Consider the following 10,699-nt stretch of genomic DNA (forward strand, 5'->3'; position numbering starts at 1 on the left):
GCCCGTGGTCCCACCCCTCCACCTCAGGATGAGGTTGGAGTGTGGGATCCGCCGGCGCGCGGCGCGGCCCTTGCGCACCGCCTCGCGCAGCACGCGGGAGAGCTGCTCGACGGAGTAGGGCTTCTGCACGAGCAGGAAGTCGTGCACGCCCTCCTGCGCCAGCACGTGGCTGTAGCCGGAGGTGAGCACCACGGGCAGGTCCGCCCGGCGCCGCCGCAGTTCCTCGGCGAGCGCGATGCCGCCGATGCCCGGCATCACCACGTCCGAGAACACCGCGTCGAAGCGGAAGGGCACCTTCTCCAGCTCGGCCAGCGCCTCCTCGGCATTGGCGACCCAGTGGGTGGCGTGGCCGAGATCCTCCAGGATCTGCGTGGCGAAGCGGCCGACCTCGACATTGTCCTCGACCACGAGGATGCACAGCCCGCTCTCGTCGCCGAGGCCCGTCTCGGCCGGGTCGGCACCGGGCAGGTCCGGGTTCCCCTCCACCTCCGGCAGGTAGAGGGTGAGCGTGGTGCCCTGGCCGACCGTGCTCGCCACGTCCACGTCCCCGCCCGACTGCTTGGCGAAGCCGAAGACCTGGGACAGGCCGAGCCCGGTGCCCTTGCCCACCTCCTTGGTGGTGAAGAAGGGCTCGAAGATGCGCGGCAGCACCTCGGGCGGGATGCCCGAGCCGGTATCGGTGAGCGAGACCGCGGCGAAGGCGCTGCGCGAGCCGGCATGGCCCCGGATGCGCGGCATCGGCCGGCCGGCGGTGAGGCGGAGCGTCAGCGTGCCCTCGCCCGCCATGGCGTCGCGGGCATTGACCGCCATGTTGATCAGCGCCGTCTCGAACTGGCTGAGATCGGCCCGGATGTAGCAGGGCGCCTCGGGCACCCGGGTCGAGACCGAGATGCGCGCGCCTGTGACCGAATCGAGCATCTCGGCGACCGCGCGCAGGGAGGCTCCGACCTCGAAGACCTCGGGCTTGAGCGCCTGGCGCCGGGCGAAGGCGAGGAGCTGGCCGGTGAGCTTGGCCGCGCGATCGACCGTGTCGGAGATCGCCTCGACGTAGCGGTGGCGCCGCTCCTCGGCCAGGCCCGGCCGCTTCAGCAGGTCGGTCGAGGACTTGATGACGGTGAGCAGGTTGTTGAAGTCGTGGGCGACGCCGCCGGTGAGCTGGCCCACCGCCTCGAGCTTCTGCGACTGCCGCAGGGCCTCCTCGACGCGCTCGCGCTCCTGGCTCTCCGCCTCCAGGCGGATCTTGGCCTCGGCGAGCGCCCGGATGTGGTCCTGGTGCTCGGTGAGGTCGGTGAGCACGCCGCAGAGGAGCGGCCGGTCGTCGAGCCGCTCCACCCGGCTGAGGGAGAGATGGGCCGGGCGCTCCCCCTCCGCGCCGGTGCGCAGCACGATCTCGGCGCGCACGGGCTCGGCCACGGCCGCCCGGAGCAGGCGCTCGAAGGCGGCCGCGTCGGCGATGAAGCGGCTGAGCATCTGGCCCGTCAGCCGCTCCTGGGGCAGGTCGAGCATCTCGGCGAGGCGCCGGTTGCAGTAGAGCACCGCTCCGTCGGGCCCGAGGGTGAAGGCGCCCTCCTGCATCTGCTCGATCAGGACGCGGTAGGGCCGGTCGGCGCTCTCCAGGGTGTAGACGAGGCGCTCGCGGTTCGGGCCCTCCACCACCACGGCGTCGAAATCGCCCCGGCGGATCGCGGCGAGCGTTTCCTCGCTCTCCTCCAGCCGGGCCTCGAGCTCGCGGATATGGGCGCGATAGGCCTCCGGCGTCGGCTCGCCCTCGGGCAGCAGGCGCTCGACGTCCATCAGGCCTCCTCCGCCGGGGCGAGATCGAGGGCGCGCAGGACGCGGCCCTCGTCCTGGAGGTCGCCCGCGATCCGGCGCACCGGCAGCGGCGCGACCCGGAGCAGGATCGGCGCGGCGAGCACGCCGTCGCGCTCGGCCAGCGCCGGCTGCTGGTAGATGTCCACGATCTCCAATTCGTGGCGGCCGGGCAGATGCGCCTCGCAGATCCGGCGCACGCTCTCGACGGTGCGCTGCGAGCGCGCGCCGGGGCCGGCGATGAACAGGCGCAGGGCGACGGGGCCGGGTGCGCTCACGGCTCGGAATCCTTCGGCCGGATGTCGAGGCCCACGAGTACCTTCTCGGTGTTCGAGAGGTCGCCGATGATGCGCTTCAGGGGCGAGGGCAGGCGCCGCACCAGGGTCGGGATCGCCAGGATCTGGTCGCCGGCGGCGAGCTGCGGATTCTTCATCAGGTCGATGACCTCGATGTCGTAGCGGCCCGCCAGGTGCTCCTCGCAGAAGCGCTTGAGGTTCTTCATGGCGGCCAGCGACTTCGCCGTCTGGCCCGCCACGTAGAGCCGCAGGTGGTAATGCCCGGAATCGGGCTCGGCTTCCGGCTCGCCGGCCGGTGAGAACTCGTCGTTCATTCCGCAGCTCGCTGTGCCGCCCCCTGTGCCACGCCCGGCGTGATCCCCGATCCGGTCACCGGCACCGCCGGTGCCGACCCCTGTGCCGACCCTTGCGCCGAGGCGCGCCGCGCCAGCATCTGACGGCGTTCCTCGTCCAGGACCGCCTCGCGGAGGGAATCCTCGTCGTGGAGCATGCGTTCCTCGTCCGCGATCGCTTCGAGTCCCGCGCTCAGCTCCGCGATCTGCCGCTCGATGGCCTGGCGCCGCCGCGTCGCCTCACGGGCCCGGCGCTCGGAATCCTGCCGCCGCCGCAGCGCCGCGGCCCGCTCCTGGGCCTCCTGCGCCAGCCGGGCGGTTCCGGTCAGCACGCCCGCCGGGCCGATATAGGCGTCGACGAGGCGGATCCCCGCGCCCGACATCCCGAATTCGCGGATCTGGTGCGAGTGGCTCATGCCGCGCGCCTTGATCACGTAGAGGGTGCGCGAGCGCTCGCCATTGGCCTCCACGTTGAGGAGCTTGATCCAGGCATCCATCAGCGAGGACACGCCGAGGTCGTCGCCCGGATCGAGCGCGCCCTCCGTGCGCAGGCTCGTGAACACCGCCGTGATGCCGCGCGCCTTGAGCAGGTCGATCATGCGCAGCAGCGTCGCCTGCAGCTCGCTCGTCGGCCCGCGCAAGGCCGAGATGGGATCGACCACCACCACGTCCGGCTGGAAGGCCTCGAGGTCGCGGTGCATGCGCGCGAGGTGCATCTCCAGGCCGAACAGGCTCGGCCGCGCCGCCTCGAAGCGCAGGAGGCCGGCCTCCACATGGGCCTGCAGGTCGAGGCCGATCGAGCGGGCGTTGCGGATGATCTGGGCCCCGCTCTCCTCGAAGACGAAGGCCATGCAGCGCTCGCCCCGGCGGCAGGCGGCGTCCGCGAAGCTCGAGGACAGCATGGTCTTGCCGGTGCCCGACTCGCCGGAGACCAGGATGCTGGAGCCGCGGTGGAAGCCGCCGGGCCCGAGCATCGCGTCGAGGCCCGCGATCCCGCTGGAGATCACCCCGTCCGAGACCGCGTAGTCGAGATCGGCCGAGGTGACGGGCAGCACGCTGATGCCCGCATGGTCGATCAGGAACGGGTACTCGTTGGTGCCGTGGGCCGAGCCCCGGTACTTCACCACGCGCAGGCGCCGGGTGGTGATCTGGTCGGAGACGCGGTTGTCGAGCAGCACCACGCAGTCGGAGACGTATTCCTCCAGCCCCTGGCGGGTGAGCTGGCCCTCGCCGCGCTCGCCGGTGATGATGGCGGTGAGGCCGCGGTCCTTGATCCAGCCGAACAGCCGGCGCAGCTCCGCGCGGAGCAGCGCGGGATCGGTGAAGCCGGAGAACAGGGTCTCGATCGTGTCGAGCACCACGCGCTTGGCGCCGATCGAATCCACCGCGTAGCCGAGGCGGATGAACAGCCCTTCGAGGTCGTACTCGCCGGTCTCCTCGATCTCGCTCTTCTCGACGCGGACATGGTCGATGGCGAGCCTGCCCTCGGCCACCAGCCGGTCGAGGTCGTAGCCGAGGGAGGCGACGTTGGCGACGAGGTCCTCCGCGCGCTCCTCGAAGCTCACGAACACGCCGGGCTCGCCGAACCGGGTCGCGCCGTTCACCAGGAAGGTGGTGGCAAACAGGGTCTTGCCGCAGCCGGCGGCGCCGCAGATCAGCGAGGGGCGCCCGGCCGGCAGGCCGCCCTGGGTGATCGCGTCGAAGCCGTCGATCCCGGTCGGCGCCTTCGGCAGGGTCGGGGCGGCTTCGGCCTCGTGCGAGGGGGCAGGCAGGGCGTCAGGCACGGCGGTTGGCTTCCTCGGGTACGCCGGCCTCCGCGGCACGCCCCGCGGCCGCCGGTGGCCTCTCTCGCCCCGGCCGGGCCCACCCGGGATCCGCGCGCTTCTAGCAAAGGTTGAGCGCGTAGAAGAATGCGCGCACGAGTGCAATACGCGCCGCCTGCGGGGGCCTGACGGATTGGACCGGGCGGATCAGGCGGGCGTGTCCTGCCGCCTGGAAGCCTCGTTCCGAAGTCCGGGATTCCGAAGGGATCATCCCTTCGGCGGGTCCAGGGGGGGAGCCCTGGGGCATTCCGTCAGGGCTTCGCCCCCGCACCCCACCGAAGGGACCTGTCCCTTCGGCATCCCGGGCCATGGGCGGGAATCGGCTCCGGCGGGTGTGGAGCGGGCGGGTTCGGCGGCGGATCCTCCTCGGGCGGCCCCGGCTCCGGCGGGTCGCCGCTCGGCTTCTGTCCGCCTCCCCCCTGCAGCATGGTCGCGTGGCGCATCGCGCGGCCTCCTCCTCGTGGTCGGGAAGAAAGCGGAGGGGCGCCGGTCCGTTCCGCGGCCTCCGATCGGAGCGCGCCGACCCCAGGAGCAGTGTGCCCGGACAGACCGGATATCAGAGGCTGTGGATGCCGAGATGGTCGGCGATGTAGCCCGACAGGGAATTGGCGGCGTTGAGCATGTGGGCGCGCATGCGCCGCGCCGCGGCCTCGCCGTCGCCCTCGGCCATGGCGGCCAGGATGTCGCCGTGCTCGGCATGCGAGCGGTGGATGCGCGGGCCGTGCCGCAGCTGCGTGCGGCGGAAGGCGGAGAGCCGCATGCGGATGCCGAGCGCCTGCTCGGCCAGAAAACCGTTATGGGTCGCGCGGTAGAGGCCCTCGTGGAAGGCGAGGTTGAAGGCGTCGTAGGCGTCGTAATCCCCGGCCTCCACCAGGGCAGCCGAGGATTCGTGCAGCGCCATCAGCTGGCTGCGCTCCAGCGGCGTCATCCGGTAGGTGGCGAGCCGCGTGCACATCGCCTCGACCTCGGCGGTGGTCTCGAACATCTCGGCGATGCGCTCCGGGGTCATGCGCGTGACCACGGCGCCCTTGCGGGGGCGCACCTCGACGAGGCCGTTATAGGCGAGCTGGCGCAGCGCCTCCCGCACCGGCGTGCGCGAGGCTCCGAAACGGTCGGCGATGTCCTGCTCGTCGAGCGCTGTGCCGGCGGCCAGGCTGCCCGAGGCGATGGCGTCGGTCAGCGCGTTGCGGATCCGGTCCGACAGCAGCTCGCGTTCCTCGATCTCCACCCCGTCCATGCGATTCCGGCGCCTCTCTCCCTGTGGGAATCTGAGCCGAGGCCCCCGCGCATCGTCAAGCGGGCGGCCGGATCCCGCCAGCGCCGAAGGCCGCTCCGGCGCATCGGCCGGTGACGCCCGATGCGCCGGGATGGGCTCGTGTACCCTTTCGCGTATGCGACATGCTCGCTGCAGCGCATTTATGAATGCAAGATATTGACAAATTGGCGTATAAGAATACCGAATGGGCGCGGTCAAAGCCGTGTGAATGCGCGGGGCGGAGAGGATCCTCCGCCTCCCGGGCGCGACGGGTGAGGAAGCCGATGACCGACTGGCGCAGCGAGGCGAGACTCCGCGACGAAAGGCTCGCGGCCGGGCGCGCACATGCCGCCGGCAAGGTGGTGCCGGCGGGCGCCGCCATCGATCTCCTGGAGGCGATCCTGCGCCCCGGCGACCGCGTCTGCCTGGAGGGCGACAACCAGAAGCAGGCCGATTGCCTCGCCCGGGCGCTGGCCGCCTGCGACCCGGCCCGCGTCCACGACCTGCACATGGTGCAGTCGGGCATCGTGCTCCCCGAGCATCTCGACGTGTTCGAGACCGGTGTCGCCCGGCGCCTCGACTATTCCTATTCCGGCCCCCAGGGCGGGCGGATCGCGAAGATGCTCTATGGCGGGCAGATCCAGCTCGGGGCGGTGCACACCTATCTGGAACTGTTCGCCCGCTACTTCGTGGACCTGACACCGAACGTGGCGCTGATCGCGGGCGTCTCGGCCGACCGGGACGGCAACCTCTATACGGGCCCGAACACCGAGGACACGCCGACCGTGGTGGAGGCCACCGCCTTCAAGAACGGCGTCGTGGTGGCCCAGGTCAACCAGATCGTCGACACGGTGCCGCGCGTCGACATCCCGGGCGACCGGGTCGACTTCGTGGTGGAGGCCGACCGGCCCTTCTACGTGGAGCCGCTCTTCACCCGCGATCCGGCGGCGATGACCGAGACGCAGGTCCTGATGGCCATGATGGCGATCAAGGGGATCTACGCCGAGTACGGCATCGCGCGTCTCAACCACGGCATCGGCTTCGGCACCGCGGCGATCGAGCTGCTGCTGCCGACCTACGGCGAGCGCCTGGGACTGAAGGGAAAGATCGCGACGCACTGGGCGCTGAACCCGCACCCGACGCTGATCCCGGCGATCGAATCGGGCTGGGTGAAGCAGGTCCACTGCTTCGGCTCGGAAGTCGGCATGGACCGCTACATCCGGGCGCGACCGGACGTGTTCTTCACCGGAGCCGACGGTTCCTTGCGCTCGAACCGCGCCTTCTGCCAGACGGCCGGCCTCTACGCCTGCGACCTGTTCATCGGCTCGACCTTGCAGATCGACCTGATGGGCCATTCCTCCACCGTGACGCGAGACCGCGTGGCGGGCTTCGGCGGTGCGCCGAACATGGGCTCGGACCCGCACGGGCGGCGCCATCCCTCCGACACCTGGATGAAGGCGGGGCGCGAGGCGCAGACCGTGGGCGACCCGCTGCTGATGCGCGGGCGCAAGCTCGTGGTGCAGCTCGTCGAGACCTTCGGCGACAAGCTGGTGCCGACCTTCGTCGAGCGCCTCGACGCGATGGAACTCGCGAAGAAGACCGGGCTCGAGCTCGCCCCGGTCATGGTCTACGGCGATGACGTCACCCACATCGTCACCGAGGAGGGCATCGCCAACCTCCTGCTCTGCCGCGACGCCGACGAGCGCGAGCAGGCGATCCGCGGGGTGGCGGGCTATACCGAGATCGGGCGGGGCCGCGACCGGGCCAAGGTCGAGGAATTGCGGTCCCGCGGCATCGTGCGGCGGCCGGAGGATCTCGGCATCGAGCCGCTCGATGCCGACCGGGCCCTGCTCGCCGCCAAGTCGATCAAGGACCTCGTACACTGGTCGGGCGGCCTCTACGACCCGCCCGCCAAGTTCCGGAACTGGTGAGCATGAACCGGTCCCTCCCACCCACGTCCTCATCCTGAGGTGCCGGAGCGAAGCGTAGGCCTCGAAGGAGGCCTCCAGAGATCGCCGTGGCATCTGGAGGCCTCCTTCGAGGCCGCTTCGCGGCACCTCAGGATGAGGTGATTTGTTTGGACGGATATCCTTCGAGGATCTGACGGCCATGGAATCCCTGACCTTCCGCCACACGACCCGGAAGCCCCTGCCCGGCGCGGTGCAAAGCGCCATCACCGGCGTTGTGGCCTCGGGCAACCTGGAGGTCCTGCTGGAGCGGGTGCTGCCGCCCGATGCCTGCGAGGTGTCGATCGAGACGCCGGTCACCGGCTACGCCGCGGTCTGGGAGGCGGTGGTGGCCGATTTCGTGGCCCGCGCACAGCCCGGAGGCCTGCGCATCAGCATCAACGACGGGGGCGCGCGCCCCGACACCGTGTCCCTGCGCCTCCTCCAGGGCGCCCGGCTGATGGAGGCGTGAGATGAGCCCCGCGAGCACCGATCCGCAAGCGCTCAGCTGGTACGAGGCCAGCGCCCGCCAGCGCGTCGCCGCGCTCGCCGATCCCGGCAGTTTCCGGGAGTTCTTGGGCCCCACGGAGCGGGTGACGAGCCCGCACCTGCCCCTCTTCGACCTGCCGCGCGCCTTCGACGACGGCATCGTGGTCGGCCGCGCCACCCTCGACGGCAAGCCGGTGCTCGTCGCCGCGCAGGAGGGCCGCTTCATGGGCGGCGCCTTCGGCGAGGTGCACGGCGCCAAGCTGATCGGGCTCTTGCGGGCCGCCCTCGACGTGAGGCCCGCCGCCGTGCTGATCCTGTTCGATACCGGCGGCGTGCGCCTGCAGGAGGCCAATGCCGGCGAGACCGCCATCGCCGAGGCCATGCGCGCCATCGCGGATCTGCGCGCGGCCGGCGTGCCGGTGATCGGGCTGATCGGCGGCCGGGCGGGGGCCTATGGCGGGGGCGGGCTCATCGCCGGCACCTGCTCGCGGCTCGCCGTCTCCGAGGGTGGGCGCATCTCGGTCTCGGGGCCTGAGGTGATCGAGACCAACAAGGGCGCCGAGGAGTTCGATTCGCGCGACCGGGCGCTCGTCTGGCGCACGATGGGCGGGAAGCATCGGCGCCTCATCGGCGGCGCCGACGCCTTCGCCGACGACACGGTCGCGGCCTTCCGGGCCGCCGCCCTCGACCTGATCGCCCGCGCGCCGGCCTTCGACCTCGCGACGCTGGAGGCGGAGCAGGCCCGGCTCGAGGCCCGCATCGCGCGCTTCGGCGATTGCCGCGACGCCACCGAGATCTGGGCGCGGCTCGGCGTCAACGATCCCGAGGCCGTGCCGGCCATGACCACGGCGGCCTTCGACGAGACGGCCGCCCGGGTGGAGGAGGCGCACCATGACGCTCGCTGAGATCCTCGCCGCGCTCTTCCCCGCCGGCCATGCGATCCGCGTCGCGGACGGGCTCGTCAGCGGCCACGGTCCCCTCGACGGACGCCAAGTCACCGTGATCGGCATCGACGGCGACACGGCGCTCGGCATCGAGGGCGCGCTCGCGCTCTCCCGCGCCGTGCTCGACGCGGTGCGGGCGGGAGACCGGGCGCCGATCCTAGTCCTCGTCGATTCCGACAGCCAGCGCATGAGCCGGCGCGACGAGCTGCTCGGCCTCAACGAGTGCCTCGCCCATCTCGCCAAGGCTTTGCTGCTCGCCGACCAGGCCGGCCACCCGACGATCGGGCTGATCTACGGCCACTCGGCGGCCGGCGCCTTCATCGCGACCGCGCTGGCGACGCGGGTGCTGGCGGCGCTGCCGGGCGCCAATCCCAGCGTGATGGACCTGCCCTCCGTCGCCCGCGTCACCAAGCTCCCGCTCGACAAGCTTCAGGAGATGGCGAAGTCGACCCCCGTCTTCGCGCCGGGTCTCGACAACATGGTGGCGACCGGCGCCGTGCACGTGGTGCTCGATCCCGCGCGTCCGCTCACCGAGCAGGTCCGCGCCCTGATCGCCGATCGCCCTGCGGAGGATGTGCGCGACCGCCTCGGCGCCGAGCGCGGCGGGCGGCCGGTGGCGCAGGCCGTCGCCGCGCGCGTCGCCGAAGCGGCGCGTCTTGAGGCACGCCGTGGCTGAGGGCGTCCGGCGCCAAAGACCCTCTTTGCGCCACGACCTCGTCCGCGCCGATCCCGACGCCTTCGCCGCTCTGCTGCGCAGCCGGCCCGACCTCGACGGCGCCCCCCATGTGCCGGATTGGGCCGCGCGCGGCCGGCCGCTGATCGTGCGGCGCTATCATCCGGACGAGGACCGGACCTTCGTCCCGCTCGGCCTGCCCCTGCCCCCGGCCGCGGGCAAGCGCCGGATCGGCCTCGCCTTGCCGGCGGAGGCCCTGACCGCCCTGCCCGGCCCGACGCTTGCCGCCTCGCGCGGTGACGCCCCCGCCGCCTGGCAGCCGACCCTCGACGCGCTCCTCGCCCATGCTGCCGCGCACGGCCTCGTGCCGCGCCCCTTCGGCGCCCTGCTCTGGCAGGCGCTGACCGGGCTGCCCTATCTCGCGTCGGCCTCCGATCTCGACCTGCTCTGGCCCGTCCTGGAGATCCCGCCGGATTTCCTCGCCGGCCTCGCCCGCATCGCCGCCGCGGCGCCGATGCGGATCGACGGCGAGATCCTCCTGCCGGACGGGGCTGGGATTCACTGGCGCGAGCTGCACGAGGCCGATGGGCCGGTGCTCGCCAAGCATCTCGATCGGGTCGAGATGCGGCCCGCCCCACGCTTGCGGGAGCCGGTGTGATGGGGGGACCGGATGAGGCGCGGGTTCCCTCTCCCGTTCGGGAGAGAGACAGGGTGAGGGTTGAGAACGGTCAGGATCGAACTCCGACAGGCCCGTGGCACCGGCGCGGCCCCTCCGGATCGTTCTCGATCCTCACCCCAGCCCTCTCCCGAATGGGAGAGGGGGCGCGTTGCGCATCTGGTGCGCGTCCGGAAGCCGGATTTTTCTTCCCCGCAGCGCGGAGTGATATCTCCCCTCGAACCATCGCCGCCGCCGCGGTCGCGGCTTTGCGCCTCGAACTCGATACCTACCCCAAGCCCGGCCTCGTCAGCCTGGTCGACAGCGGCAGCCATGCCGACATGGATGCCGCGACCTTCCGGGCGAGCGCGGCGGCGCTGGAGCCCTGGTTCGCCGCCCTCGCGCAGGCCGGGGCCGCGGGCCAGGCCATGCCGCGGCTGCGCCGGATCGGCCTCGCCGCCGAGGCCGCGATGCGGG

11 protein-coding genes are annotated in these 10,699 nt (G+C 71.9%); 6 read left to right on the forward strand and 5 right to left on the reverse strand.

Features of this window, described 5'->3' with window-relative positions; all coding sequences use genetic code 11:
- The 5 genes from MET9862_RS26540 to MET9862_RS26560 all read right to left on the reverse strand — a co-directional run.
- On the reverse strand, positions 1-1,794 hold a 1,794-nt coding region (locus MET9862_RS26540), incomplete at its 3' end, for an ATP-binding protein (protein ID WP_142585939.1).
- Complete coding sequence (locus tag MET9862_RS26545; protein ID WP_244612924.1) at positions 1,794-2,087, reverse strand: circadian clock KaiB family protein; 294 nt, start codon at positions 2,085-2,087, stop codon at positions 1,794-1,796. The genes MET9862_RS26540 and MET9862_RS26545, both read right to left, overlap by 1 nt.
- On the reverse strand, positions 2,084-2,419 hold the full coding sequence (locus MET9862_RS26550) for a circadian clock KaiB family protein (protein ID WP_142585940.1): 336 nt from the start codon (positions 2,417-2,419) through the stop codon (positions 2,084-2,086). The genes MET9862_RS26545 and MET9862_RS26550 overlap by 4 nt, the downstream gene beginning before the upstream one ends.
- Positions 2,416-4,221: a circadian clock protein KaiC gene (kaiC, locus tag MET9862_RS26555; RefSeq protein WP_438616659.1), complete on the reverse strand. Its 1,806-nt coding sequence runs from the start codon at positions 4,219-4,221 to the stop codon at positions 2,416-2,418. The genes MET9862_RS26550 and kaiC overlap by 4 nt, the downstream gene beginning before the upstream one ends.
- Before the next feature lie 595 nt (positions 4,222-4,816).
- Positions 4,817-5,497, reverse strand: a complete 681-nt coding sequence (locus tag MET9862_RS26560) for a GntR family transcriptional regulator (RefSeq protein WP_142585941.1) — start codon at positions 5,495-5,497, stop codon at positions 4,817-4,819.
- A 302-nt stretch (positions 5,498-5,799) separates the two neighbouring features.
- Here MET9862_RS26560 and mdcA point away from each other — a divergent pair, with 302 nt between their 5' ends.
- From mdcA to MET9862_RS26590, 6 genes are all read left to right on the forward strand, one after another.
- Positions 5,800-7,446 (forward strand): malonate decarboxylase subunit alpha, encoded by a 1,647-nt coding sequence (gene mdcA / locus MET9862_RS26565; protein ID WP_142585942.1) that lies wholly within the window; start codon positions 5,800-5,802, stop codon positions 7,444-7,446.
- A gap of 178 nt (positions 7,447-7,624) precedes the next feature.
- On the forward strand, positions 7,625-7,933 hold the full coding sequence (gene mdcC, locus MET9862_RS26570) for a malonate decarboxylase acyl carrier protein (protein ID WP_142585943.1): 309 nt from the start codon (positions 7,625-7,627) through the stop codon (positions 7,931-7,933).
- 1 nt (position 7,934) lies between these two features.
- The gene (locus MET9862_RS26575) at positions 7,935-8,855 is read left to right on the forward strand and encodes a biotin-independent malonate decarboxylase subunit beta (protein WP_142585944.1); all 921 of its coding nucleotides are present in this window, start codon (positions 7,935-7,937) and stop codon (positions 8,853-8,855) included.
- On the forward strand, positions 8,842-9,570 hold the full coding sequence (gene mdcE / locus MET9862_RS26580) for a biotin-independent malonate decarboxylase subunit gamma (RefSeq protein WP_142585945.1): 729 nt from the start codon (positions 8,842-8,844) through the stop codon (positions 9,568-9,570). Before MET9862_RS26575 ends, mdcE begins: the two co-directional genes overlap by 14 nt.
- On the forward strand, positions 9,563-10,225 hold the full coding sequence (gene mdcG, locus MET9862_RS26585) for a malonate decarboxylase holo-[acyl-carrier-protein] synthase (protein WP_244612925.1): 663 nt from the start codon (positions 9,563-9,565) through the stop codon (positions 10,223-10,225). Before mdcE ends, mdcG begins: the two co-directional genes overlap by 8 nt.
- A gap of 152 nt (positions 10,226-10,377) precedes the next feature.
- Positions 10,378-10,699 (forward strand): triphosphoribosyl-dephospho-CoA synthase (locus MET9862_RS26590; RefSeq protein ID WP_185157017.1); only part of this gene is annotated, 322 nt, incomplete at its 3' end.

This window comes from Methylobacterium symbioticum, assembly GCF_902141845.1.
Lineage (GTDB): Bacteria > Pseudomonadota > Alphaproteobacteria > Rhizobiales > Beijerinckiaceae > Methylobacterium > Methylobacterium symbioticum.

Bases quoted from the DNA above. Each gene is read 5' to 3' on its own strand.
- mdcE (WP_142585945.1), top strand. From the start codon at position 8,842: ATGACGCTCGCTGAGATCCTCGCCGCGCTCTTCCCCGCCGGCCATGCG.
- MET9862_RS26550 (WP_142585940.1), bottom strand. From the start codon at position 2,419: ATGAACGACGAGTTCTCACCGGCCGGCGAGCCGGAAGCCGAGCCCGAT.
- MET9862_RS26560 (WP_142585941.1), bottom strand. From the start codon at position 5,497: ATGGACGGGGTGGAGATCGAGGAACGCGAGCTGCTGTCGGACCGGATC.
- MET9862_RS26575 (WP_142585944.1), top strand. From the start codon at position 7,935: ATGAGCCCCGCGAGCACCGATCCGCAAGCGCTCAGCTGGTACGAGGCC.
- mdcC (WP_142585943.1), top strand. From the start codon at position 7,625: ATGGAATCCCTGACCTTCCGCCACACGACCCGGAAGCCCCTGCCCGGC.
- mdcA (WP_142585942.1), top strand. From the start codon at position 5,800: ATGACCGACTGGCGCAGCGAGGCGAGACTCCGCGACGAAAGGCTCGCG.